21 protein-coding genes and 1 pseudogene are annotated in these 25726 nt (G+C 71.2%); 5 read left to right on the top strand and 17 right to left on the bottom strand.

Going from position 1 to position 25726, the window contains the following annotated elements:
- Positions 1-582 precede the first annotated feature (582 nt).
- From ACS5PV_RS23185 to ACS5PV_RS23120, 14 genes are all read right to left on the bottom strand, one after another.
- Complete coding sequence (locus ACS5PV_RS23185; protein ID WP_455397704.1) at positions 583-1341, bottom strand: iron ABC transporter ATP-binding protein; 759 nt, start codon at positions 1339-1341, stop codon at positions 583-585.
- Entirely contained in the window at positions 1338-2297 is a 960-nt protein-coding gene (locus ACS5PV_RS23180) for an iron chelate uptake ABC transporter family permease subunit (protein ID WP_455397703.1), read from the bottom strand. The genes ACS5PV_RS23185 and ACS5PV_RS23180 overlap by 4 nt, the downstream gene beginning before the upstream one ends.
- Positions 2290-3228 (bottom strand): ABC transporter permease, encoded by a 939-nt coding sequence (locus ACS5PV_RS23175; RefSeq protein ID WP_455397702.1) that lies wholly within the window; start codon positions 3226-3228, stop codon positions 2290-2292. Before ACS5PV_RS23175 ends, ACS5PV_RS23180 begins: the two co-directional genes overlap by 8 nt.
- A 2-nt stretch (positions 3229-3230) precedes the next feature.
- On the bottom strand, positions 3231-4154 hold the full coding sequence (locus ACS5PV_RS23170; protein WP_455397701.1) for a siderophore ABC transporter substrate-binding protein: 924 nt from the start codon (positions 4152-4154) through the stop codon (positions 3231-3233).
- Between the two features lie 93 nt (positions 4155-4247).
- Positions 4248-4748, bottom strand: a complete 501-nt coding sequence (locus ACS5PV_RS23165) for a GNAT family N-acetyltransferase (RefSeq protein WP_455397700.1) — start codon at positions 4746-4748, stop codon at positions 4248-4250.
- Positions 4749-4752: 4 nt separating this feature from the next.
- Positions 4753-5031, bottom strand: coding sequence for a DUF2218 domain-containing protein (locus ACS5PV_RS23160; protein WP_455397699.1), 279 nt, complete (start codon positions 5029-5031; stop codon positions 4753-4755).
- Entirely contained in the window at positions 5028-6371 is a 1344-nt protein-coding gene (locus ACS5PV_RS23155; RefSeq protein ID WP_455397770.1) for a DUF6005 family protein, read from the bottom strand. The genes ACS5PV_RS23160 and ACS5PV_RS23155 overlap by 4 nt, the downstream gene beginning before the upstream one ends.
- 8 nt (positions 6372-6379) lie before the next feature.
- Positions 6380-7642, bottom strand: coding sequence for an AMP-binding protein (locus tag ACS5PV_RS23150; RefSeq protein ID WP_455397698.1), 1263 nt, complete (start codon positions 7640-7642; stop codon positions 6380-6382).
- Positions 7642-9315: an IucA/IucC family protein gene (locus tag ACS5PV_RS23145; protein ID WP_455397697.1), complete on the bottom strand. Its 1674-nt coding sequence runs from the start codon at positions 9313-9315 to the stop codon at positions 7642-7644. The genes ACS5PV_RS23150 and ACS5PV_RS23145 overlap by 1 nt, the downstream gene beginning before the upstream one ends.
- A gap of 25 nt (positions 9316-9340) precedes the next feature.
- Entirely contained in the window at positions 9341-11107 is a 1767-nt protein-coding gene (locus tag ACS5PV_RS23140; protein WP_455397696.1) for an IucA/IucC family protein, read from the bottom strand.
- A gap of 435 nt (positions 11108-11542) precedes the next feature.
- Entirely contained in the window at positions 11543-14095 is a 2553-nt protein-coding gene (locus ACS5PV_RS23135) for a TonB-dependent siderophore receptor (protein ID WP_455397769.1), read from the bottom strand.
- A 127-nt stretch (positions 14096-14222) separates the two neighbouring features.
- Positions 14223-15200 (bottom strand): FecR family protein, encoded by a 978-nt coding sequence (locus tag ACS5PV_RS23130; RefSeq protein WP_455397695.1) that lies wholly within the window; start codon positions 15198-15200, stop codon positions 14223-14225.
- Between the two features lie 101 nt (positions 15201-15301).
- The gene (locus ACS5PV_RS23125) at positions 15302-15811 is read right to left on the bottom strand and encodes an RNA polymerase sigma factor (RefSeq protein ID WP_455397694.1); all 510 of its coding nucleotides are present in this window, start codon (positions 15809-15811) and stop codon (positions 15302-15304) included.
- Between the two features lie 430 nt (positions 15812-16241).
- Complete coding sequence (locus tag ACS5PV_RS23120; protein WP_455397768.1) at positions 16242-17132, bottom strand: AraC family transcriptional regulator; 891 nt, start codon at positions 17130-17132, stop codon at positions 16242-16244.
- Positions 17133-17329: 197 nt separating this feature from the next.
- On the opposite strand from ACS5PV_RS23120, the gene ACS5PV_RS23115 reads away from it, so the two are divergent.
- Positions 17330-17908 carry a DUF308 domain-containing protein gene (locus ACS5PV_RS23115; RefSeq protein ID WP_455397693.1) on the top strand — a complete coding sequence of 193 codons (579 nt, stop codon included), beginning with the start codon at positions 17330-17332 and terminating at the stop codon, positions 17906-17908.
- Positions 17909-17959: 51 nt separating this feature from the next.
- Here ACS5PV_RS23115 and ACS5PV_RS23110 read toward each other — a convergent pair.
- Positions 17960-18148, bottom strand: a pseudogene (locus ACS5PV_RS23110) (LysR family transcriptional regulator); the annotation flags it as partial.
- 679 nt (positions 18149-18827) lie between these two features.
- Here ACS5PV_RS23110 and ACS5PV_RS23105 point away from each other — a divergent pair.
- On the top strand, positions 18828-19328 hold the full coding sequence (locus ACS5PV_RS23105) for a hypothetical protein (protein WP_455397692.1): 501 nt from the start codon (positions 18828-18830) through the stop codon (positions 19326-19328).
- 284 nt (positions 19329-19612) lie between these two features.
- Here the strand turns inward: ACS5PV_RS23105 and ACS5PV_RS23100 are convergent, their stop codons facing one another.
- Complete coding sequence (locus tag ACS5PV_RS23100; RefSeq protein ID WP_455397691.1) at positions 19613-20266, bottom strand: TetR/AcrR family transcriptional regulator; 654 nt, start codon at positions 20264-20266, stop codon at positions 19613-19615.
- Between the two features lie 81 nt (positions 20267-20347).
- Between ACS5PV_RS23100 and ACS5PV_RS23095 the strand changes: the two genes are divergently transcribed.
- A complete protein-coding gene (locus ACS5PV_RS23095) occupies positions 20348-21088 on the top strand; it encodes a 3-oxoacyl-ACP reductase family protein (protein ID WP_455397690.1) in 741 nt (246 codons plus the stop codon).
- A gap of 509 nt (positions 21089-21597) precedes the next feature.
- Here the strand turns inward: ACS5PV_RS23095 and ACS5PV_RS23090 are convergent.
- Positions 21598-23337 (bottom strand): redoxin domain-containing protein, encoded by a 1740-nt coding sequence (locus tag ACS5PV_RS23090; protein WP_455397689.1) that lies wholly within the window; start codon positions 23335-23337, stop codon positions 21598-21600.
- Positions 23338-23548: 211 nt separating this feature from the next.
- On the opposite strand from ACS5PV_RS23090, the gene ACS5PV_RS23085 reads away from it, so the two are divergent.
- Positions 23549-24325 (top strand): response regulator, encoded by a 777-nt coding sequence (locus ACS5PV_RS23085; protein ID WP_455397688.1) that lies wholly within the window; start codon positions 23549-23551, stop codon positions 24323-24325.
- A complete protein-coding gene (locus ACS5PV_RS23080; RefSeq protein WP_455397687.1) occupies positions 24322-25614 on the top strand; it encodes a sensor histidine kinase in 1293 nt (430 codons plus the stop codon). The genes ACS5PV_RS23085 and ACS5PV_RS23080 overlap by 4 nt, the downstream gene beginning before the upstream one ends.
- The last annotated feature ends 112 nt before the right edge of the window (positions 25615-25726 follow it).

Here is a 25726-nt window from a genome sequence, read left to right as displayed (position 1 = left end):
GACGGCGACGACAAGGCCGACCCACCGCACATGATTGGTCGTTCGATCCACCCGCTCAGCCTGCCGCCATCGCCTAGAGGGCGTCGCACGACTCTGCACGCATTACCTGTGCAGTGGCGGATGCCTGGAGGTCCGGTGTCGGGTTGTCAGCAGCCATGGGGAGAAGCCGATGAAATGCCTGGAAGTGGCGCATAGCCGACCATGCGCCTGCGAACTGCCGATCCCCTGCATACTGTCAAGCATCCCGGCCCTTATGTCCCCTCCGCAGGAAGGAGCGGGTCCTTCAGCGGTGACCGCGACATCGGCAGGTGCGGGCACTCAAACGTCACCCCTCAGCGGCGCCGTTCCGTTGGGGCGCCGAACGGGCGGCCCAACTCAGGCTCTGTCGCGTCGCACGGCGTAAGGTGGAGGCGACCGGCATCATGGGTGAGAGGATTGGAGCAGCAGGCCCCGGGCGGCCTCGGCGCATTCAAGACCCAGATCGGAAATTCTAAGAGAGAGGAAACTGTCCGCGCTTGATCTTCGAGCGCAGGTCAGCGGATCGATTGCAGCCGGCGGTACGATCTCCGTGGCACCGGGCGGTCAGCGGTAGAAGAACACCGTCCGGTAGCCCTTCACCACCACCACCTCGACGTCGATCCCGTAGACTGCGCGCATCACCTCTGCGGTGACGATCTCCTCCGGCGGGCCGATCGCCACCACCTTGCCGTCGCGCATCGCCACGATCCGGTCGGAGTAGCTGGAAGCGAAGTTGATGTCGTGGAGCACCGCGACGATGGTCTTGCCGCGCTCGTCCACCGCCCGGCGCAGCAGGCCCATCATCGCGGCGGCGTGGCGCATGTCGAGGTTGTTCAGGGGCTCGTCGAGGAGGATGCAGTCGGTGTCCTGGGCGAGCACCATGGCGATGTAGGCGCGCTGGCGCTGCCCGCCCGAGACCTCGTCGAGGAAGCGGTCGGCGAGGGGCTCGAGGTCGAGGAAGGCGAGCGCGTCGGCGATGAGGCCGCGATCGGCCGCGGTCAGCCGGCCCTTCGAGTGGGGATAGCGCCCGAAGGCGACGAGGTCCCGGATCGTCACCCGGGCGGCAACGCCGTTGTCCTGGCGCAAGGTTGCGAGGCGGCGCGCTAGCACGTCGCCCGGGGTCGCCGCTACGTCGAGGCCGCCCACGAAGGCCCGGCCGGCGCTCATCGGCAGGAGCCGGCTCACCATCGACAGGACGCTCGACTTGCCGGCGCCGTTCGCCCCGATCACCGAGACGAAGGCGCGCTCCGGCAGGTGCAACGACACGCCGTCCACCACCACGGTGTCGCCGTAGCGGCGCGTGAGGTCTTGCGTCTCGATCATCGGGGGCGTCTCGCGAGGAGGACCAGGAGGGTAAGGCCGCCCAGGAACTCGATCACGATCGACAGGGCGGCGTTGAGCGAGAAGACCCGCTCCAGCACCAGCTGCCCGCCGACGAGGGTGATCGCCGCGATGAGGGCTGCGGCCGGCAGCACCAGGGCGTGGCGGTAGGTCGGCATGGCCCGGTAGGCGAGGTGGGCGACGAGGAGGCCGAGGAAGGTCACCGGCCCGACCAGCGCCGTCGACACCGAGACGAGGAGCGCCACGAGGACCAGCACCCAGGTCAGGGTGCGGCGGTGATCGACGCCCAGGGCGATGGTGGCGTCGCGGCCGAGCAGCAGCACGTCGAGCCGGGGCAGCAGGCGCCACGTCCCGATCCCGGCGGCCAGCACCAGGAGGGCGGCGAGCGCCAGCAGGTCCGGGCGGACGGCATTGAAATTGGCGAAGAAGCTCGTCTGCAGTACGACGAACTGGTTCGGGTCGAGCATCCGTTGCAGGAACTGCGACAGGCTCCGGAACAACACCCCGCAGATCACCCCGACGAGCAGCAGGCGATGCAGGCCGCCCTCGTTGCGGGCGAGCAGCCAGCGGTAGAGGAGCAGCGCGAACAGCACCATCGCGCCGGTCTCGGCGAGGAAGCGCAGGCGGGGATCGCCGAACCCCCCGGTCCCGATCCCGACGACGAGCCCGGTCTGGATCAGCCGGTAGAGCTCGTCGAAGCCCATGATCGCCGGGGTCAGGATGCGGTTGGCCGAGGCGGTCTGGAACAACACCGTCGCGGTGGCGACCGCGCAGGCGACGAGCAGCAGCGAGGCGAGCTTGGTGCCGCGAAACGGCAGCACGAAGCCCCAGCGGCCGTTGGCCCCGATCGTCATGAAGGCGATCGCCAGGCCGAGGAGCGCCAAGCCGAGGACGGCCAGGATGTGGGCCGGCCTCAGGCCGGCGCGCCCGCTACGCATGGCGGGCGTCCCGGCGCAGCAGCAGGACCAGGAACAGGCCGCTGCCGACGACCCCCATCACGGTGCCGACCGGGATCTCGTAGGGGTAGCGGATCACCCGCCCGGCGACGTCGCAGGCCAGCAGCAGCCCGGCGCCCGCGGCCGCCACGAGAGGCAGGGTACGGCGCAGGTTGTCGCCGGCGGCGAGCGCGACGAGGTTCGGCACCACGAGGCCGAGAAACGGGATCGTGCCGACGCTCGCGATGGTGACGGCGGTGATCATCGCCACGATCGCGACCGAGAGCGCGACGACGCCGCGATAGTCGAGCCCGAGATTGAGCGCCGCGTCGCGGCCGAGGCCCGCGATGGTGATGCGGTCGGCGAGGACATAGGCGAGGACGGTGAGGACCGCGGCGAGCCAGAGCAGCTCGTAGCGCCCGCGCAGGACCGTCGAGAAATCGCCGGCCTGCCAGGTGCCGAGGAATTGCAGCATGTCGGTGCGGTAGGCGATGAAGGTCGAGGCCGCCCCTATCACACCGCCGAGCATGATCCCGACGAGCGGCACGGTGAGGCGCGCCCGCAGCGGCATCGCGCGCAGCACCCGCAGGAACAGGGCGGTGCCGGCGAGCGCCGTCGCGGTCGCCACCAGCATCTTGACGACGACCGGCGCGTCGGGGGCGATGAGCGTGATCAGCAGCATGCCGAGGGTCGCCGATTCCGTCGTGCCGGCGGTCGAGGGCTCGACGAAGCGGTTCTGGACCACGAGCTGCATGATGACGCCCGCCACCGCCAGCCCGGCCCCGGCGAGGATCAGCGCGAGGGTGCGCGGCACCCGGCTCGCCAGCAGGATCCCAGGGCCGTCGAGGTCGCCGACGCCGACGAGGACGCTGGCCGTTGCGAGCGCCAGGAGCGCGAGGCCCGGCAGGATCGCGCCGCGGAGAGGAAATCCCATCGTCAGCGCGCACCGTCGAGGGCGGCGGCGATCTGGTCGACGGTGGTCTGGAGCGACCGCAAGCCCCCGGCGGCGAGGTACCAGCTGGCGGCATCGACATAGACGACCTGCCCCTTGCGCCAGGCCTTCGTCCGCCGCACCAGCTCGTTGTCGAGGAACTGGCGCGCCGGCTGGCCGCGGGCGCCGATCGCCGCGTCGCGGTCGAGCACGAACAACCAGTCGGGATCGGTCCTGGCGATGAACTCGAACGAGACCGGCTGGCCGTGGATACCGGCACCGAGGTCCGGCGCCGCAGGCCGGAAGCCGAGGGCGCCGTGGAGGAGGCCGAAGCGCGAGCCAGGGCCGAACGCGCTCAGGCGCCCCCCGGTCGAGAGGATGAACAGGGCGCTGCCGGCCTGCCCGGCCTTGGTGTGGACCGCCGCGATGGTGCTCTCGATCCGGGAGATCCGCTGCTCGGCCTGCGCCTCCTTGCCGAACAGCCGGGCGAGCGTGCGGATGTTGCGCAGCTCGCTGCCGAGGGGGTCGGCGGGGTCGCTCGACAGGTCGATGGTCGGCGCCAGCTTCGACAGGGCGGCGTAGTGCGGCCCCGAGCGGCCGCCGACGATGACCAGGTCCGGCCCGACCTCGTTGATCGCCTCGTAATCGGGCTCCCACAGCGTGCCCATCCGGCGGTAGCGGGGCTCGTCGTACTGCGCGAGGGACGGGGGCTTCGCCCCGCCCGCCACCCCGAAGACGGGAACGCCGAGGGCGTCGAGCGTGTCGAGGGCGGCGAGATCGAACACGACGATCGTCTTCGGAGGGGCCGGCAGGATCGTCCGGCCGCTGGCATGCGGCACGGTGATCTCGGCGGCGGCGAGGGGGACGGCCGCCAGGACGGCCAGGAGCAGGGCCGCGAGCGCGTGCCGGATCGTCCAGAATAACGGCAAGGTGGGTGTCCTCGTGAGGTGGCGTTCGGCAGCCGGAGCGAGCCCGGCGGATCCCGGGACGACCGGGAGGGCGTCAGGACGCAGGCGGCGCCCTCACCGCACACCCCCCGGCCGCAGCCGCGCCATGCAGTGCACGTCCGCGAACGCGCCGTTGCGGAAGCTCGCGGCCCGGTGCGTCCCCTCGATCTCGAACCCGAACCGCTGGTAGAGCGCGATCGCCCGGGAATTATCGACGAACACCGTCATCTCGATCCGGGTGACGTTGAGCCAGTTCTCGGCGGTGTCGATGATCGCCGCGAGGAGCTTCGAGCCGATGCCACGCCCGGCGAACGCTTCGTTGACGCCGAGCCAGAACTCGCCCGCATGGGCGCGCCGGCCGTAGAACGGGCGCAGGGCCGCGGCGCCGACCGCGCGCCCCTCGGCCTCGGCCACGAGGTGCAGGTCCCGCGGCGAGCGCGGCGTCGCCCACGCCTTGACCGCCTCGTGCGATTCGTACGGCAGCGCCAGGGTCCCGTCGCGAAAGGCGGGCTGGTTGTACATCTCGACGAGGTCCGCCAGGTCGGAGTCGCGCATGGCGCGCAGCGTGATGTCCATCCGGTCAGGTCCAGTCGAAGTGCAGGGTCTCGCGGAAGGCGAAGCGCTCGATGTGGCGCACCAGCACGGCCCGGAAGTCCGGCAGCTTGCCGGCATCGTCCGTCGAGAGGTCGATCGTCAGGGCCGCGTCGGTGGCGGAAAGCCGTGCCTCGCCAAAGGGCAGGGCGATCCGGGCGGAGTGCGGATCGAAGGTGGTCTCGAACTTGTGCGCCCAGTGCTTGGCGAGCTGCTGCAGGTAGCGGCTCGCGTGCGGGGTGCCGACGACGGCGCGGGTCTCGATCATGACGGGCATCCTTCCTCGCAGGGATCTTTTCTCGCAGGGATCTTTTCTCGCCCGGCGGCGGGGGCGGGCATGGCGCCTGCGACCTGGCTCTCCGCCCCCCACACCCGGCAGGCCGCGTCGAGCCGGCGCCTGAGCGAGAATTCGAGCGCGTCGAGCGCGTCGAGTCGCGCCATGATGTCGGCCACCTGCGCCGGGTCCTGCGTCCGGGCGAGCCTGAGCACGGCGTAGTGCAGGGCGGTGAGGCCGTTCACCAGGGCCTCGATCTCGTCGCAGATCGCCTGGAACTCGGCGTCCGGCCAGCGCAGGGCGCGCCAGAAGAAGGCGAAGCCGTGCTCGTAGGCCCATTTGCGGATCGTGATCACCGGCAATTCGCGCAACGCTTCATCAAGACCGGCGAGCGTCAGCCCGCCGCGGCCCTCGTCGTGGGCCGCCACGATCGCCCGCACCGCGTCGATCAGCGGGTTCGAATCGAGGACGAAGCAGGCCTCGAAGAAGGCTGCGAGGTCGGCCTTGGCCGGCGCGCGGGCACGCGACGGATCGAACCGGTAGCCGCCGGCGACGCTCGGCTGGCGGATGGCGTTGAGCATCCGCTCGCGCGCAATGCGTCCCTCCCAGCGGAAGTCGGGATCGCGCACCTGCCAGGTGTCGGGGTCGTCGGTGAGGCTCACCAGCAGGTAGTGCGGGAAGGGGTTCTGGTTGAACTTGTTCTCCCGCTCCGGCAGGTGGAACATGTCGAGCATTACCATCACCTGCTCGTCCGGGGCGCGGTGCGCCAGGAGGTCGAGCAGGGTCGCGATATTCTCGTCCTTCGAGCGCGAAGGGTCGTACCAGGCGTGGAGCGGCACGCCGTAGAGCCGCGTGAACCAGTAGCGGAACGCCTCGTGGTCCATGGCGTCCGAGTGGTAGGCGAGGCGGAAGTCGTCGGTGATGGCGAATTCCGCGTCCCAGATCAGGGCGTAGAACGGCCGGTGGTCGATGCCGCGCGCCTTCAGCCCGTCGCAGACGCAGCTGACGAAGCAGTGGATCTTCAGGTCGTAGGCCAGCTCCCCGTGGACGCCCTCCGGCGCGGCGGCGGCCGGCGCCGGGACGGCGGCGGGCTCGCGCGCCAGGAGCCCGGCGAGGTCGGCGACCGTCGCGAGCTCGCGGCCGGCGATCGCCTCCTCGGGGATCGACAGCTTCAGGCTCATCTCGAGCGACAGGACGAGCTGCAGCACCTGCACCGAATCGAGGTAGAGGTCCTCGTTGAGCCGCGCGCCCGGCCCGAACCGGTCGAGATACGGGTGGTTCATCTCCTCGCGCAAAACCGCGCCGATCGCCGCGACGGCCTCGTCTTGGGTCAGCCCGGGGATCATCGTGCGGCCTCCAGGGCGCCGCTGCGATGGAGTTCGGCGGCCTCGCGGCGGGAGATCTTGCCGTTGGCCTGGCGCGGGATCGCCGCGACCTGCACAGCCTCGACCGGGACCTGATGGCCGGCAAGGTACCGGCGGCACCAATCCTGGAGGTCGCGGGGCGCCACCGGCACGGCTGCGCTGAACAGCAGCGTCACCCGCTCGCCCGCAAAGGCATCGGCCCTGGCGAAGGCGACGGCGTCGGTGATGCCGGGCATCGCCATCACCACGTCCTCGACCTCGCCCGGATAGACGTTGAGGCCCGAGACGTTGATCGTGTCGCTCAAGCGCGCCACGAAGACCAGAATCCCGTCGGGCCGGAAATAGCCGAGATCGCCGGTCCGCACCGTGCCGGCCTCGCCCTCGGCGACGATCTCGGCCGGCGCCTCGGCGCTCGACCCGGCGGTGACGCGGTGATGCGGCAGCGGGCGGCCGATCGCGTCTGCCCGGTCGAGGTCCGGGTTGACCGCGATGCAGCCGGTCTCCGAGCAGCCGTATTGCTGGAACAGGTGCGCGACCCGGGCGCGGATGGCGGCGAACCACGGCGCGGGCAGAAGCGTGCCCGAGGTCATCGCCGCGTGGATGCGCTCGCCCTCCGGCATCAGCCGGGCGAGCGTGTGCAGCATGGCGGGCGAGGTGTAGAGGAGCGGCCGCTCGATCTCGCGCAGGCGCCGCAGCAGGTATTTCGGGTTGGCGGTGTCGAGCACCACCGGCACCCGGCCGCGGGCCAGGCCGACGAGGAGGCCGCAGATCAGCCCGTAGGAATGGGTGATCGGGCAGGCGATCACCGGCGTCATCCCGGCGGGCTCGGTAAAGGCCGCGACGTAGCTCTCGATCTCGCGCGCGACCGCGCTCCACGGGCGGGCGATGCATTTCGGCTCGCCGGTCGTGCCGGAGCTCATCTGGAGCAGGTGGCCCTCGCCCGGCACCGGCGGCGGGACGTCGTCCAGGGTCTCGGCGACGAGGTCGTCGAGGAAGACCCGGTGGCAGCCGGCCCGCATGGCCAGCCGCCGCGCGCCGTCATCCGGCAGGGCCGGGTGGATCGGAAGCAGCGTCGCCCCGGCCCGGCGGGCGGCCAGGATGAAGACGAGGCTCGCGGCGTTGTCGCGGAACCGCGCCGCGACGCGCTCGCCGTTGCCCCGCAGGCCGGCCTGCACGGAGACGCGGGCCAGCGCGGCCTCCATCTCGTCCGCCGCCAGGGTGCGTCCGTCGATCTCGATCATCAGCCTGTCCGCAGGAGGGTGAGGGGGGAGGGGAACAGGGCGTTGGGCGCTCCGTGGCTGCCATGCGCCTGCGCGAGCCCGAGCTTTCGCGCCAGCAGCGCCTCGACCCGCAGGGTGGGGGCCTCGACGTTCAGGGCCGCGAGGCGGTCCGTCAGCCCGTGCTCGGCCGCGTGGCGGCGCAGGCGCCGGCCGAAGCGGTCCCAGAATCCGGCGTCGTCGAGCCCGTGCCGGCGGGCCATGAGGTGGGTGATCTCGGCGAGGTTGAAGACGAACAGGCTGTCGGTCACCAGTTCGGCCAGGACCGCCGCCGAGCGCATGGCGTGGAAGCGGTCGTCGGGCGGGCCGGCATGGGCTCGATCGATCGCGCCGAGGTCCGGGACGGGGGGAGCGTCGCGCAGGAAATCGGGTGCGTATTCGGCGCTCTCGTGGAAGTCGCGCAGGATCACCCGCTCGGGCCAGCCGTCGCGATGCACCAGGATCATGTTCTGGCCGTGCGCCTCGAGCGCGACGCCGTGCGCGACCAGGAGGTGCCAGACCGGCAGCACCGCGACATCGACCAGCCGGTCGAGCCAGGCCTCGCCCCCGTACCGCACCAGCCAGGGCGCCGCGAAGGCGGTACCGTCCGGCTCGCACAGGGCGAGCGCGTTGAACGGCACGGCCGCCTCGCCGGGCGCGAGGTTCGGGCTCTCGCGCCAGATCGCCGCAAGATGGCCGGCCAGCGGGCCGTCCCGGTCGGCGAGGAGGGCGGCGAACTCGCGCAGAAGCGTCATTCGCTCCAGCGCCGGGTCGCCGGCGACGACGGCCGCGAGCCAGTCCGAGACCGCCGGCGCGGTCAGGACGAAGTGCGGATCGAGGATGCGCAGGCTCGACGTGGAGACGACGCTCATGCCGAGCTTCACGCTGGCCCGGCGCGGGTCGTCGGCATCGTGCAGGGTGCGCAGGGACTGGCTCGCGCGGTAGCGCGGTCCGGCCGGCCCGAGGGCGACCGCCTCGCCCGCCGCGAGACGCGTGCGCAAAGGCTCCCGGGCCCCGAGGTGGCGCATCTGCCAGGGATGGACCGGCAGGACCGCGTGCGTGGCGGGGGAATGGCCGGCCGCGCGCAGGCGATGCACCAGCGCGTCCCAGTCGGCGCCGAGGGCGGCACGCCAGAACGCGTCCTCGCCGCCCGGCAGCGACGACGCGACCGCGCCGCGCGGCAAGGCGAGCCAGTCGAGGCGGAACGGCCGCGCGGCTTCCGGCCCGTACGCCGCCTGGTCGTCCAGGGTGAAGCCGGTGCGCGCCTTGAAGCATGGATGGTAGGGATGGCCCTCCCACACCGCCGCATCGAGGGCCGCGAAGGGGAGCGCCCGGCGCCCCGGCGCGGTCAGGTTCTCGGCGTTCCAGCGGCAGAGCGCGATCGTCTGCCGGAGCTCGGCGAGCAGGCGCTCGCGCCGGTCCCGATCACCCGGCAGCGCGGCGACCAGAGCATCGAGGGACGCGGTGCGCCAGTCCCCCCCCGCGTCCGCCGTCTCGATCGTACCCGATACGAGGCGGGGGCGGCCGAACGGGCCGAGCGTGCCGCGGGCGCGGAACCTGTGCGCGCCGAGCCGCCAGCGCAGCCGCCCGCCGCCCGGCACCGCGCTCGCGCAGGCCAGCCCCTCGAACAGGGCGGCCTCCGCGAGTTGCCGCAGCACGCGGTCCTCCGGCGCCTCGGCGGGTTCAGGAGGCAAGGACACGGCCCGACCCGGCCCGGACGCCGCGCCGCTCGGCGAGCGGGTTCGGCATGTCGATGTAGAGGCCGGCCCTCTCGCCGTCGGCCAGCTCGTCGCGGTCGGCCAGGCGCACGCGCAGGTTGGCCTTGGTGCAGAGCATCGGCTCGTCGAGGACCGAGCGGGCGAAGGCTCTCCCCGGCCCCGCCATGCGGCGCGCGATCGCCTCCAGCCGGCGACCGAGGTCGTCGAGGAGCACCTCCTCCCGGACCAGTCCGTCATGGCCCATCCGGGCGATCACCGAGAAGACCTGGTTGACCACGAGGTAGTAGGCGAGGCGCCGGCGGATCTCGCAATCGTCGAAGAATAGCGAGGCGATGGTGCCGGCCTCCGGCACCAGGCGCTCGATCCGCGGGCGGGCTGCTTGCGAGAGGTAGAAGCCCTGGTTGTCGCGGTAGAAGCCGCAGGCCGGCCAGCCCCCGGTGACGTCGATGAGCGCGTTCTGCTGGTGTGCCTCGAGGGCGATGCCGTGCCGGTCGTAGAGGGCGATCACCGGCTCGACCATGCAGTCGAGGTAGAGGCTGAACCAGGTCCGCGCCGCGTGGGCGAGATCGGTGTCGGCGACCCGGCGCAGCAGCGCCTTCAGCCGCGAGGGACGGCCCGGCACCGGCTCGGCGGTGAGCGCCGCGACCGTTGCGATGCCGCGCGCCGCCGCGCCCCGGAAGGGGTTCTCGCGAAAGACCGTCTCGAAGCCGCTCTCCTCCCGGCCCGGGCAGGCGAGCGTCAGGTAGGCCGGGTCGGCGAGGATCCGGAAGGCGGGGTGTTCCAGCCCGCCCCCGCGCGCGAGGAGCCGCGCCACCGCGACGCCGGCCTGCAGCTCGGCCATCCGGTTGACCCGCAGCGAGTTGGTGAGCGTCACGGGCAGCGAGAACTTCGCCATCCAGTCACTGTGCGGCGCGTAGACGGTGCGCAGCGACGAGGTCGCGGTGAAGCGCGGACCGACTGGTCCGAGGGGCCGCAGGGTCCCGGCCTCCACCATCGCGGCGATCTCGGGCGCGAGCAGCAGCGCCTCGGCCTGGAGTGGATGCATCGGCAGGGCGATCTCGCCCGGGCGCAGGCCCAGGCGCCCGGCATCGGTGCCGAGGAGTTCGAGGGCGATCTCGGGGGCGGAGCGGGCGATGGCCGAATCGTGCCGCACCCGCGCGGCGTCAGCCGCGAAGGCAACGAGGCGGAATTCCCCGCCTTCCTCCGGCCCGTAGGCCTTGGCCTGCCAGGGCGTCAGGCCCTGCCGGCTCTTCGGCGTCGGGTGCAGCCAGTGGCCGAAGACCAGGGCGCGCTCGGCGTCGATGAAGTGCGCGTCCCCGGGCGGGGCGAGAGCGAGCTGGCGGGCGGTCTCGCGGTAGCTGTCGAGGACCCGTCCGAGCAGGTCGAGCTCGCGCTCCCGCGCAGCCTCGCCCCCGCCCGCGTCGCAGCGCGCATAGGCCTCGCCGAGCAGCTCCTGCAGCGCCCGCATCGGCGCGACGGCGCGCCAGCGCGGCTCGTGCAGGTGGCGCGTCCAGAGCCGCCCGAAGCCTTGCGCCCCGCAGAGCGAGGGCGCGACGATCTCGGCCCGGATCGCGACCCGCTGGCTGCGCAGGTTCCACTCGACGCAGGCCGCCGGCGGCCCGTCGGCCAGCGCGTGGCGCACAGGAATGCCCGCATCGATCTCGCGCCGGTAGCCGTTGGCGAAGCTGCGGAACGCCGCCGCCTCGGCGACGGACTGGGACGATGGGGGCATGACGACCAAACCTTGTTCTGGCCTCCGGGTGGGGCGCCGACCGGCGGCGCGGATCCCGCGGCGTGCGCAAGATCGGAATTGGCCGGGCTCGAGGAGAGCGCGTGGCGCGCATCGACCTCCATGACGGCTATGTCTTTCGCCTGCGAGATGAGCATGAGTCAAGAAAAAATGACAAAACTTCGCGCATTGGCGCGTATATTTGAACTATTCGAAAAACAAAAAGGGTGGAATTTCCGAGGGTATGGCGGTCGGGATGATCCGCTTATTCGGCGCAAGCGGGAATGTTATGCTGCGTTGGTCGTGGTGGCGGTGGCCTGGCCGGTGCCGATCGATGCGTGCGGCGACGACAGCGATGGATCTGGAAATGGCGCGGGATCCCCTCTCCCGCGTGGGAGAGGGGATCCCGCGCCTTTCTTGTCCAGGTCCGCCCAACCCTCAAAAGTCCATCGTCGCCGAGACGACGACCGTGCGGGGCGCTCCCACCGCAAGGAAGCCGCGGGCGGCGGAGGCCCAGTAGGCGTTGTCGAACACGTTCTCGACCACCGCCCGGATCGTCACCGGTTTGCCCGAAGCGCCCGTGAAGGTGTAGCGCAGGCCGGCATCGAAGCGGGTCCAGTCGGGCACGCTCTGCGTGTTGGCCTGATTGTAGAACTGCCCGCTCGTGTAGATGGCGCGGCCGGTCAGCGTCAGGCCGGGGGCGAGCCACGGCGGCAGGTCGACCTCGCCGTAGAGGTTGAACGCCACGTCCGGCACGCCGGGCGCGCGGTTGCCGTCGAACTGGCGCCCTGCGGTGTTGACGAGGCGCCCGTCGATGAAGGTGACGCCGCCGACGAGCCGCACCCCCGGCAGCGGCTCGCCGAAGGCCGTCAGTTCGAGGCCGCGGTTGCGCTGCAGTCCGCCCACCGAGAACCGGTTGGTACCTGGATCGGTGAAGCCGTTGGGCTGCGTGATCTCGAACAGCGAGGCCGTGACCGCGACCGTGCCGAAATCGTACTTGGCGCCGAATTCCTGCTGCCGGTTGACGACGGGGGCGAAGATCTCGTTGGCGTTGACGGCCGTGACCGGCGGCGACGGCCCGGGATCGAGCGCCTCGATGTAGTTACCGTAGAACGAGAGGGTGTCGGTCGGCCGGAACACCGCCGCCAGCGCCGGGCTGAACCGGCCCTGGTCGTAGCTCGTTGCCAGATTGCCGAAGCCCGTCCCCGGACGGGTGTTGTAGCTCTGCTGGTCGATCTGCTGGAACCGCCCGCCCAGCGTCAGCAGGAAACGGTCGTCGCCGAGGGAGAGGGTGTCGGCGAGGCCGACGCTGCGCACGCTCAATTCCTGTAAGAGCGGCCGGCCCCCGTCGGAGCGGGGCAGGAACAGGGTGTTGACCGAGCCCCGGGGGAGATGGACCGGATCGTAGATGTTGGTCTGGAACACCGGCAGGGTCGGTGCGAGGAAGCCGCCGCGGTAGCCCCGGTTGTTCGCTTCCACCGCCGCGACGCTGAGCTGGTGGCCGATGAAGCCGGTCTGGAACTTCGCCCGCAGGCCGACCTCGCCGGTCATGCCGGTGATCTCCTGGGGCTGGATCGCCAGGGTGTTCGTCGCCTGGCCGGTCGCGCTGGTGATCCGGTAGGACGAGGTCAGGAAGTCCTCGTTGTAGCGGCTGACGCCGCCGGCGGCGTAGAGCGTCGTGTCGGGCAGGATGTCGTACTCGACCCGGCCCGCCGCCATGTTGTAGCGGCTGTCGATGTATTCGAGCGAGCTTGCCGTGTTGAGCCGTGGGTTCGGCGCCCGCGGCACGGGAACGCCGGGCGCCACCGCGTTGAACAGCGAGGTCGGCGCCGTGATGTTCTGGGTGTTGTGGACGAGGTCGAGCGAGGCGCGCAGGCGCTCGCCGCGATAGTCGAGGCCGAGCGTCGCGACGCCGACCTCGATGGCGTTCTTGTCGAGCGCCGTGTTGCCGCTGCGATAGGACAGGTTGGTCCGCGCCCCCCATTCCCCGTTCGGGCCGAAGCGGCGGCCGAGATCGGCGTGGGTCCAGACCTGCGAGTCGCTGAGGTAGGTCGTGGTCAGCCGGGTCAGCGGCTCGTCGTAGGCGCGCTTGGGGATCAGGTTGATCGTGCCGCCGACCCGGCCGGTGCCGCCGCTGATCAGCGCCGAGGGCCCTTTCAGGATCTCGACCCGCTCCAGGCCCTCGGTGAGCGTGCGCCGCGGGTTGGCGAGGTAGAACAGGCCGTCGAAGGCGACATCGAGGCTGGTGACCGGGAAGCCGCGGATGAAGAACGAGTCGCGCTCGCTGAAGGGCGGCGCGTCGTTGCGCACCGACGCATCGTTCAGCACCACGTCGGCCAGCGTGCGCGATTGCTGGTCGGCGATCAGCTTCTCGGTGAAGCCGGTCACGTTGAACGGCGTCGTCAGGACCGAGCGGTTGCCGAGGAAGCCGACGCGGGTGCCGGTCGCGACCTGCCCGCCGGCGAAGGGCGGCGGCGGCTGCCCCACGGTGCCGGTCGGAGGCGGCAGGCCGGCGGCGCGGGCCGCGGCCGGCCCGCCCTCGACGACGATCTCGTCGAGGCGCACCGTTTCCTCGGGCCTGGCGCCGAGCTGGACGTAGCGCGGGTTGACCAGGGTGAGGGTGGACGGGCTCACGCGGCGATAGCTCAGGCCGGTCCCGTCGAGGAGCCGGCCGAGCGCCTCGAGCGGCGGGAACGTGCCCTCGATGCCGGTCGTCGTCAGGGCCTGGGTCAGGTCGGTCCCGTAGACCAGCTTGACCTTGGCCTGCTCGGTGAAGCGGACGAGGGCCGGTTCGAGCGGCCCATCGGGGATCGACAGGGCGACGGCGTCGGCGGCCGGCGCTGCGACGGGCGCCGCCTCGGCCCGTTTCGCGGCGGCGCGCGACGTCGCCTGGGCCTGGGCCGGACCGAGCCCCAGTACCAGCAGCGACACGCCGGCGAGGGCGAGCCCCGCCGGCCGTCCACACGCAACCCCACGCTCCCGCGCCGCCATTCCGACCACCCCGTCCATCCTTGCGAATGCGAGGGCGGCGCGTTGGCGCGCTCTCGCCCCTCACCCGCTTGAGATCAACGAGGCCGCGATCTCCTGACGTCGGTTCGTGAGATTTTTCGAAAAAAGTTCAGAGCGGCGAGCCGACCAGGACGAGCAGCGGGGTGACCCGGGTGACGCGGAGCGACAGGCTGGCCGCGATGGCCTCCAGAGCCTCGTCGGTGTCGCGCAGGTCGAAGGCGCCGGTGACGCGCCGCGCTCCTGCCCTCGCATCGAGGAGGAGGATGCGCCCGCGGCGGTAGCGCCCGAGCGTGGCCAGGACATCGGACAGGGGCTCGCCCGAGACGGTCAGGCGCCCGTCGCGCCAGGCCGTCGCCCGGCCGATATCCGCCTTCACCACGCTGGCGGCGGCCCCATCCGGCGCGATCACCGCCTCGCCGGCCGAGACGGCGAGGTGCCGGTCCGCGATCGCGACATCGACGCGGCCCTCCGAGACGCCGACCGGCCGGCCAGCCCCGTCGGCGCGGACCACGAAGACCGTGCCGACCGCCCGGACGCTCACGCCGCCGCCCTCGACGACGAAGGGCCGGCCGGGATCGCGCGCCACGTCGAACACCGCCTCGCCGCGCAGCAACTCGACCCGGCGCTCCACCTCGGTGAAGCGCAGGGCGATCGCCGTGCCGGTATTCAGGTCGACGCGGCTGCCGTCGTCCAGGGTGGCGTGCGTGATGGCCCCAACGCCGCTCCACAGGTCGGCCCGCAGCCAGTCGGCGAGGCCCGCCTGCCAGGCCAGGGCGCCGCCCAGCACCAGGACGGCCGCCAGCCCGGCAGGCCCCTTGGCCGTTCCCCTGGCTGCTCCCTTGGTGCGGCGCTGCCGGGCATCCGGCACGTGGCCGAGCCGGTGCCAGAACGCCGCCATCTCCGCGTGCGCGGCCGCATGGGCCGGGTCGGCGGCGAGCCAGGCCGCGAAGGCCGCGCGGTCGGCCTCGGTCGCGTCGGACGAGGACAGGCGCACGACCCAGGCCGCGGCCTGCGCCTCGATCGGATCTTCCTCGACCGGGTCGGTCCCGGCCGCGTCCGGGTCCTGCGCGTCGTCTGTGGTCGCCACGGCAGCCCTTTCGTCGGGGCTCACCAAGGCCCCGGACGGTCCGTGGATGCAAGCCCCACCCACCATGATCGACGAGGCGTCCGGGTCCTGATGTCCGTTCCCTAGAAAAGTTCGCCGCAGCGGCGCCGGCAATGGAGAAGCGCCTTGATCAAGTGCTTCTCGGCCATGTTGCGGCTGATGCCGAGCCGCGCGGCCACCTCTCCGTTCGGCAGCCCGTCGATCCGCGCGAGCAGGAAGGCCTCGCGGCAGCGCGGAGGCAATTCGTCGATCGCCGCCGCGAGCCGCCGGAGCTCCTGGCGCGCCATCGCCTGGCGTTCGGGTAGGGCGTGCCCGTCGGCGAGGGCGGCCCAGTCGTCGTCGCCGACCGCCTGGAAGATCGTGCCTTCGAGCCGCTGCCGGTTGCGCATCCGGCGGGCCACGTTGCTGGCGATCTGGAACAGGAAGGCAGAGGGTCGCTCGATCGTCGTCCGGGAGAGCGCCGACAGCATCAGCAGATAGGTTTCCTGATGCGCGTCCGCGGCATCGGCCGGGTTGCCGAGCCGGCGCGTCAGGAATCGCCGCAGTTTCACGCCATCGCCCCGATGCAGCGCGTCGATCGAGATTGGCTGCATGACTCAGCTCCAGGCCTGCCTCAACTCTCCTTCGATCAGCAAATCACCCGATACACGTCTTCACAAGAGGGATGGGCCAGGTCAATATCTAATCTTATTTCATATCATTCTAATTTACGCGCCACGTCACATCGTAAGCCCTTGTGTTTCTGCGCGAAACAATTCACCCCCGTTCCAGGGCCGGCGGCCGGCGCGGCGGAGATCGCTCCCGAAATCACCGGAATGTTGCAGAACAGCAACGATCTGCGCTCCGGCAGGGCGACCAGTTCCGAACCGCGCCGGGCCGGCGGGGATGCGGCAGGACACGCATCGCGCGAGGCGTGCGGCCGCGGATCCTCAATCCGAGCTTGAGACCACGCTGCCGCCGATGGATGCCGCCTCGCGATCCGTCAAGCGCCTGCCATCCCAAGAAGACGGCGCGCTTCTGCAATCACGTCTCGCTCGACGGTGCGGGCTCGTCCCTCGGTGGATGGCCGAACATTGCCTTGTAAGCACGGCTGAACGCGGCTTCGGACTCGTAGCCGACGCGGAGCGCGACCTCGCCGATGCGTGCCTCGCGCGCGACCAGCATGTCCCGGGCGAGCGTGAGCCGCCACTCGTTCTGGTAGCGCAGGGGCGAGCGTCCGACGAGAGCGGTGAAGCGCTCGCAGAAGCTCGACCGGGACATGCCGGCGGCGTCGGCCAGGGCCTCGACGCCCCAGCGCGGCAGCGGTCGCTCGTGGATGATCTTCAGCGCCCGGGCGATGCGCGCGTCGGACAGCCCTCCCAGCCATCCGGCTGTGTGCCCGCGCTGCACCCAGGTCCGCAGGGTGCGGATGACGATGACGTCGATGATCCGCGAGATCATCAGGGCCGCGCCGGGCTCGTCGTCGGTCACCTCGACCATCAGGAAGGGGACGATGCCGTCGAGCCACCCGGCTCCCTCGGCGCGCCGGATGTGGATGCGCCCGGGCAGGGCCGAGATCATGCCGCGAAGAGAGTGGGGATCGAACCAGAACCGGCAGACGATCACCGATGCCCGCGAGGCGGATGCCGCCAGCCGGGATCCTCCGAGCCCGCGGGGCAGAAGCACGAGGTCGCCCGTGTCGATCACGATGCGCGTCCGGGCCTCGTCCTCGCCCTCGAGCGAGCCGTCGGCGACCACCAGGACATAGGCGGCGCCGGCTTCCAGCTCCAAGCCCGTCGACCCATCAACCTCGTGTGACCGGACATGATCCCCGGTGAGCCGGATCTGCGCCAGCACGTGCGAGAGCAGGTCGCCGGAGACCGAGCCCGGTCCGCCGTCCGGAAGAACGGTCAAGTTTTCCAGCGATCCGGTCATGGGTGTCATCGACGTCCGCTCGTACATGGTTCTTCCGGAGTGACGCGAATCTCTCTGAAAAGATGTCGCCTTTACGAAGCCCGGCGGTTCGGTCGCCGAATCCGCCGCGTGATCGCCCGTCGCCACATCCCCCACGGAACTCGGACTTGCCCGCGTTCCGCATCCCCCGTCGCGCCGCTCACCCGAAGGGAACGCCGATGACGACCATCCAACACCCTGTCCGTGACACGTCGCGCTGGTTGCGCTCCTATTACTTCCTCCGTGCCGGGGTGTCAGTCGGCTGGGTCGCGGCCGCCTTCACCATCGGACAGGCCGTGCCACCGGCGGCAGCGGCGCTCCTTGTCGCCTATCCCGCCTGGGACGCCGTCGCCAACGTCGTCGACGCCCGGCGCAGCGGCGGCTTGGCCGCCAATCCCAGCCAGGCCCTCAACGCGGCCGCCAGCACCGCCGTCGCCGTCGCGGTGGCGCTCGCGCTCGGATGGGGCCCGCACGCTGTGCTGGCGGTGTTCGGGGTCTGGGCCATCCTCTCCGGTCTGCTCCAGCTCGCGACCGGCGTGCGGCGCTGGCAGGCCGGTGCCCAATGGGCGATGGCGCTGAGCGGAGCCCAGTCGGCGCTTGCGGGCGGCCATTTCATCGTCAAGGCGAACGGTGCCTCGACGCCCGGGATCACCGACATCGCTCCCTACGCCGCGTTCGGTGCCTTCTACTTCCTGGTCTCGGCCGTGTGGTTGACCGTCGCGCGAGCGCGGAAGGGAGCGACGGAACGGACCGCATGATCCTGCGCGGCGCCGGCGGAACGCGCGAACCCGCATCGTCCCGTGTCGGCATCACGCGGCCGCGCTCACGAGATGGTCCGATTCCGTCGAGATGAACGCCGAGATGAACGCACAGGGGCGCTGAGGACGCCGTCAATCCCGATGGTATCCCGTCCAGATGTCTCGCGCCGGCGGCGGCATCGGCATGCCCAGGTTGCGGATACCAGGGATCTGGTCGCCGACCACGCGGGGCAGGATCGCTGAACGATCCTTCGAGCCGGGATCCAGAGCCAGGCTCGCCCTCAAGGGACATGCGTCTGGCGACCGAGGCCAGCATCGAGGTCTGACGCACGCTCCCGCCGCATGAGGCCGTCCGCGAGGGGCTCAGCAGAGCTGTCGCGGCGGGCCTCGGGGAGAAGGACTGGTCAATCATCGCCGATAGTGATGCTCCGCGGCGGCGATGACGTCGTGGCGTCGGGACACAGCCAGGAGAAGGCGCAGTGAAAACCTGACTCATTACCGGCTGCTCGGGCGGCTTCGGCCGGCGCCTCGCTCTGGCCGCGGCGCAGCGCGGCGATCAGGTCGTCGCGACCGCGCTCGACGTACGATGACGGCCACCTTCGCAGGCCGGATGATCGCGCTGCCGCTCGACGTGACGGATGCGGCGGCCGCGAGGTCGGCGGTGGCCAAGGCAGTCGAGACATTCGGCGGGTCGTCGAGCCCGGGCCGTTTCGCACCGATTTCCTCGGCCGCTCGACCACCATGGCGGCCAAGGAGATGCCGGACACGGCCGCCCGCTGCGATCCCGTCCTCAAGGTGGCCTATCAGCGCCTCCCCAAGGCCGGCAAACCGTCGATCGTGGCCATCGTCGCCATCATGCGACGCCTCATCGTCATCGCTGAGGCACGCTTGCGCGACGCCCATACCGAGGAAGCAAGACTTGCCCGTCCTCGCCCTCGGCGACGAGCGCAACGAGTCCGTCTACGAGGTCGTCGCGGCGATCCGCGATGCGATCGGCCGCGCTCCGGTCGGCTGGCACACCCGCTCGGCGACTTCGGTCAACACCCGCCGGCTGCTGCTGGAGCACGGCGGCTTCCTGTACGATTCGAATGCCTACAACGACGACCTTCCCTATCTCGTGCCGGGCCGGGAGGGACGTCCGCACGTCGTGCTGCCCTACGCCTTCGATACCAACGACATGCGCTTCCAACGCGGCGGCGGCTTCGTGTTCGGCGACGACTTCTCCCGCCACTGCATCGACGCCTTCGACCGTCTCTATCGGGAGGGCGGCGACGCGCCACGGATGCTCTCGGTGGACCTGCATCTCCGGATCATCGGCCGGCCCGGGCGTATCGGCGGGCTGGAGCGCTTCCTCGCCCATGCGGCCGCCCACGAGGGCACGTGGTTCGCCCGTCGCGATGCCATCGCGGAGCATTGGTGACAAGAGACCGCATGATCGGGAGCGAAGCGGACAGGATACCGCTCCGGAGGGACGCGCTCCATACCGGCCGGGCGCCGGCTCCCGCGGGGAAGGCCGCGGCGTTCGCGACCTGGCGCGGGGCACGGCGTGCAGGCTCCGGGCTGCCGAGATCGCGATTGAGGCCCGGCCGCAGGCCCTCCGCTCGTTGCTGCGCTCGACGGCGCCGGCGGCGGCACGGCAGGGCGTCGTGAGCAGGACCCCGGGCGGCAAGCGACGCACCACTCGGCTGGATCGGGCAGCAATCGTCACCGGCCGACCAATGCACCCCATCCCACCATCGTGAAATGGGCAACGGCTTCGAGCTCCTCTCGGCTCGCACCATCGCGGGCCTGAAGCGACATGCCGTTCTGCACCGTGAGCACGAACCGGGCGAGCGCGCGAACATCGACCGGTGCCGGGAACTCGCCCTTCGCCACGGCGCGATCAAGCCGCTCCTCGACCCGCTTGAGCCCCTGCGCCCGGGCCGCCCGCACCAGGTCTCCGAGCTCCGCATGCCCCTCGCTGCCGGCCGCCGAGAGCGTCACCATGCAACCGAGGGGCTCCACGCGGCCGCAGGAGCCCGTGAGCGCGGCGGCCGAGTCCCTCAGGAGAGCCTCGACGGCGTCGCGGGCGGTCGCTGCCGCGGCGAAGTTGGCCCAGACGGATGCCTCGTATCGTTCCCCGTAATGGCGCAGCGCCTCGGCGTAGAGCCCCTCCTTCGAGCCGAAGGCGGCGTACAGGCTCGGCGAGCCGATCCCCATCGCCGCGGTCAGATCCGAGATGGACGTCGCCGCATAGCCCTTCTGCCAGAACAGGCGCACCGCTTGTCCCAGCGCCGCATCACGATCGAAGGCACGGGGCCGTCCGCGGCCTCGGGCCGCCATCTCGCCAGGTGCGCGCAGCGTCGGATCATTCTGCATCGTTCGTTACATAAACCGCTTGACCCGGCCCCTCTACAAGCTTAGCGAATTGTATGTCGATCGCCACAAAAAAGGTGGACCATGAGCGAACTGGCAGGCAAGCGCGCCCTCGTGACGGGCGCTTCCCGCGGCATCGGCGCTGCCATCGCGTTGGCGCTCGCGGACAAGGGTGCGGACGTCGCAATCACCTACGAGCGTTCCGCCGAGCGCGCTGCCGAGGTCGTTCGCGCCATCGACGCGAAGGGCCGGCGCGCCCTCGCCATCCAGGCCGACAGCGCGGATGCAGAGGCCGTGAAGCGCTCGGTCGGCTCGGCGGTCGAGGGACTCGGAGGCCTCGACATCCTCGTGAACAATGCCGGCATCGCCCGGGGCGGTTCGGTGGTGGAGATGAGCCTCGCCGACATCGACGCGCTCCTCGACGTGAACGTCCGCTCGGTCGTACTCGCCTCCCAGGCCGCCATCCCCCACCTCAAGGAAGGCGGTCGTATCATCTCCATCGGCTCGTGCCTTGGAGAGCGGGTCCCGTTCGCCGGGGTGACGGTCTACTCCATGTCGAAGTCGGCCCTGCTCTCTTTCACGCGGGGACTGGCACGCGAGCTCGGCCCGCACGGCATCACGGTGAACCTCGTGCAGCCGGGATCGACCGACACCGACATGAATCCTGCCGATGGCCCCCAGGCGGACATGCAGCGGGCGGGAACGGCTCTTGGCCATTACGGGAAGCCCGAAGATATCGCGGCCGCGGTGGCCTTCCTGGCTAGCCCCAGCGCACGGCAGATCACCGGCACCACACTGACGGTCGACGGCGGCGTGAACGCCTGACGGGCTCGGAAATGACGTCCGGCCCCGAACCCGGTCGGGGCCTTCGCGGAACGCCCGGAGCCTGGGCCATCCGGCTCAGGCGGGTTCACATCCGATCAGCCCGACATGCGGAACGGCCGCTACCGACCGAGGCTGCGCGACAGCTTGGCCTCACCCGGGATCCTCGGACAGCGGCAGCGCGGGAAATTAGTCGACAGCTTTCGGGGCATCGCCGAGTTTTCACACGGCCTCGCCCCCTTTGCGGAGTTTCAAGCGTGCCGGTCCGGACGTCCGCTCAGCAGGAGAAAGCGGACCTGTAGCGGCAGCCACGACACCCGGATGTTGTGGCCACCCTGACCAGCTATTTCATGCAACTTGCAACTCTCGGAAGCTGAGCGCCATCCCAGCGGCTCTGTTCACGAAGCTCCTTATGGCGCACAGCAGAATTACCGGTACGCGAATTGCCGGCAGAGCTGAACTAGGCGGTGTCGGCTTCCCCGCGAATCGGGTCACAAAGACGAGTGACACCCTCAGCCAAACGTGAATGCATAGACGCGAGCGCCGGGACGATGAAAGTGGATCGCGAACGTGCGCTCGCGCACGGGGCCGGATTGGCGAACGAGCTGGTACAAACGCGTTTCCGCGATGACGCCGCCGCCGTCCGATCCGATGTCGGCGCCGTGATCCGCGCCGGGTGGTTCGCCGTCGAGAGACACGTCGAAAGGCACCGGGCGCCCGTCAGGTCCGGGCCCGACGACGAGGTGGAGATCGCGCGCCCGGAAGCGGTACGTCGTGCTGCCACCCGGGGCATAGAGCCGGGCGTATTCGGGTTCGATGGTCCAGTGTCCGGCTAGCGACCACTCGTTCAGCCGCGGCCGACCGGGGGTATAGAGGCGCAGCCCGGGCGACACTCCTTCCGGCGACGCGAAATGCGTGGCCTTGTCCGAGCCGACATAGGTCTCGGTGGACGCAAGATGCGCGAGATCGGGAGCGGCCTCGATACCGGTCGCTCGCGTCGGGCTCGGGCCGTCGTTGGAGGCACGACCTCCGGCGGATTCGGCCAGGAGGGCCTGGATGGCAGCTTCCGACTGCGCGGTGCCTCCCTCGCCGAACTGGTGATGACGGATGCGTCCCTGCGCGTCGACGACGTACAAGGCCGGCCAGTACGCGTTGCGCAGGCCGCGCCAGAGCCGGAACTCGTTGTCGACCGCCACCGGATACGGCAGGGCGAAGCGCCGGATCGCCGCGGCGACATTGCCGATATCGTGCTCGAAGGCGAATTCAGGCGCGTGGATGCCGATCACGGCCAGCCCTTGCGCCCGGTACCGCTCGGCCCAGGCCCGCAGGGTGGGGAGCGTACGGATGCAGTTGATGCAGGAATAGGTCCAGACATGGACCAGCACGACCCGGCCCCGCAGGCCCTCGACCGTCTGCGGCTCGCCGTTGAGCCAGTGCGTAGCGCCCGAGAGGCTCGGCAGCCGGCTCTCGACCGGGAGATCGCTGGCGGTCGGAGCGTCGGTCGGGGCGGCCCGGGCGGCGTCGACGCGCAGCATCGTCAGGATCGCGTCCTCGACGGCGGTCGTCGCTGCCGCGGGGTAGCGCGCCAGCAGGTCCGCATCGGCCCCGAGGGCGACCGCGGCGAGCACCGCGATCATGGCGGCCCCGGCGACCTGGCGCAGACGCTCGCCGAGCCCGAGATGCGGTCGGACCAGGGCGACAACCGCGCCGCCCAGGCGAGCGACCGCGGCCAGGGCCGTCGCGGCCCCGAAGGCATAGGCCGCCAGCAGCGCCGTCGTCTGCCAGCCCGGCCCGTTCAGGGCGGCGCCGGTGAGGACGAGGCCGAGGATCGGTCCGGCACAGGGCGTCCACAGCAGGCCCGTGGCGGCGCCGAGGCCGAGCGATCCCGTAATCCCGCTCGACCGGCGGGCACCCGGCTCGGCCGCGCGCCGCGACAGGATGCCGCCGAGATGCACGAGGGGCCGGTGCAGCCACGCCGAGGCACGGGGCGACAGGAGCGTGAGCGCGAAGACGGCGAGCACGCCCAACGCCAGGACGCGGCCGGCCATGCCGAGCCAGGCCACGACACCGCCCCCGAGGGTGGCGAGCCCGGCGGCCGCGACGAAGGCCGCGCCGAGGCCGGCCAGGAACGGCAGCGTGCCCGTCAGGAAGGGCCGGTCGACCCGCGCGAGCACGAAGGGCAGCACCGGAACGAGGCACGGGCTGAGGAGGGTCAGCACGCCCGCGAGATAGGCGGCGATGGCGAGAATCACGGACGGGCTCCTTCTGGGTCCGAGCCGCCCTTCCTCATCAGCCCCGCATGTCCTGCCTGTGTGCGGCGCGCCCGATCCTTGTATCGCTCTGTAGCGGCCGCGCGATCCCGCCCGAGGATACCGGCCGGGCCGGCTACATTGCGTGACCGGAACCGGCTCGCCGGACGGGCCCGGCCCCGCTATCCCTGGCGCGCAACGGGGGACGGGAACCGTGGAGCACATCGATCACGTCCTGGTCTTCGACGACGATCGCGAGATCCGCGAGATGGTCTCGGGTTACCTGAGGAAGAACGGCCTGCGGGTGAGCCTGGCCGCCGACGGCCGCCAGATGCGGTCCTTCCTCGAGGCCGATCGCGTCGACCTCGTGGTGCTCGACATCATGATGCCCGGGGATGACGGCCTCGTCCTGTGCCGGGAGCTGCGGGCGGGCCGGCACAGGACGACGCCGGTGCTGATGCTGACGGCACGCAGCGACGAGACCGACCGGATCGTCGGCCTGGAGATGGGCGCCGACGACTACCTGGTGAAGCCGTTCTCGGCCCGCGAGCTGCTCGCCCGGATCAAGGCGGTCCTGCGCCGGACCCGGATGCTGCCGCCGAACCTCCAGGTGACCGAGGCCGGCCGCCTCGTCGCCTTCGGCGCCTGGCGGCTCGATACCACGGCCCGCCACTTGCTCGACGAGGCCGGGACGGTCGTGCCGCTCAGCGGCGCCGAGTACCGGCTGCTGCGCGTCCTGCTCGACCACCCCCAGCGGGTCCTCTCGCGCGACCAGCTCCTCAACCTCACGCAGGGCCGCGAGGCCGAGCTGTTCGACCGCTCGATCGACCTCCTCGTCAGCCGCCTGCGCCAGCGCCTGCGGGACGACGCCCGCGAGCCGGCCTACATCAAGACGGTGCGCAGCGAGGGCTACGTCCTGGCGATGCCGGTCGTCATCGCGCAGGCGCGCGACGAATGGCCGGCCGTCATCGCGCAGGCACGCGACGAATGAGGCCGCGCCTGCCGGGCAGCCTGCGCAGCCGGCTCTTCCTGATCCTGCTCGCCGGGCTCCTGTGCGGGCAGGGGCTCGCCTTCGCGATCATGCTCCTGGAACGGGACCAGTCGGCGCGGGCGGTCATGCTGACGACGCTCCAGCGCGACGTCGCCGTCGCGGTCGCCCTGCTGGACCGGCTGCCGGCCGAGGAGAGGGCCGGGTGGCTGCCGCTGCTCGACCGGCCGACCTATCGCTACGAGCTCGGTCCAGGCACGGCCGGAACGCCCGACCTCCCAGCCCGGACCCGGATGATCGCGGACGAGATCCGCACCGCCCTCGCGCCGCGCTTCCCCGTGCGGTTCGACGCGGTGCCGGCACCGTCCGAGCGACTGCAGGGTCACGTCGTGCTCGCCGACGGCGCGGAACTCACCATCGACGTGCGGCCGGCGATGCGACCGGTCGCGTCGTGGCTGCCGGTGGCCCTGGGCGTGCAGCTCCTCGTGCTGGCGGCCTGCGTCGGGCTCGCCGTCCGGCTGGCGGTACGCCCGCTGACCCGGTTCGCCGAGGCCGCCGACCGGCTGGAGCCCGGCCGGCCCGCGACCCGCTTCGCGGAGGCCGGGCCGGACGAGGTCGCGCGCGCAGGACGCGCCTTCAACGCGCTGCAGGCCCGCATCAGCCGCCACCTCGACGAGCGCGTGCGCATCCTGGCGGCGATCTCCCACGACCTGCAGACCCCGATCACCCGGATGCGGCTGCGGGTCGAGACGGGGGCCGAGGGGCCCGTCCAGGATCGGCTGCTGGCCGATCTCGACGAGGTCGAGGCACTGGTGCGCGAGGGGATCGCCTATGCCCGCAGCGTGCACGGCGACGTCGAGCCGACGGCCCGCCTCGATCTGCGCGCCTTCATCGAGAGCCTCGTCTTCGATTACCAGGACGCCGGCCGCGACGTGACCCTCACCGCCCTGGCCGACGTCACGGTGGCGACGCGCCCGCAGGCCCTGCGGCGCATCCTCACCAACCTGATCGACAACGCCCTGCGCTACGCCGGCCGGGCCGAGATCGACGTGAGGGCGGGGGAAGGCCGGCTCGCCATCGCGGTGCTGGACCGGGGACCCGGCATCCCGGCGGACAAGCTCGAGGCGGTGCTGCTGCCCTTCGTGCGGCTGGAAGAATCGCGCAGCCGCGACACCGGCGGCACCGGGCTCGGCCTCGCCATCGCCGATCAGCTCGCCGCCGCGCTCGGCGGCAAGCTCACGTTATGCAACCGCGCGGGCGGCGGTCTCGAAGCCGTCGTCACGCTCGCCTGAACGCGCCCTCGCGCAGGTCATACGATTTCCGATTGATCGCTTCAGGCGATCCCTGCGGAATCGCTTTCGCGATGCGGAAATCGGCTTCGCTCATGTGTACCGAGAAAGCTGC

The sequence above is a fragment of the Methylobacterium sp. Gmos1 genome, assembly GCF_053764715.1.
Note: the sequence above shows the minus strand (reverse complement) of the source record. Positions and strands in the feature narration are given on the sequence as shown.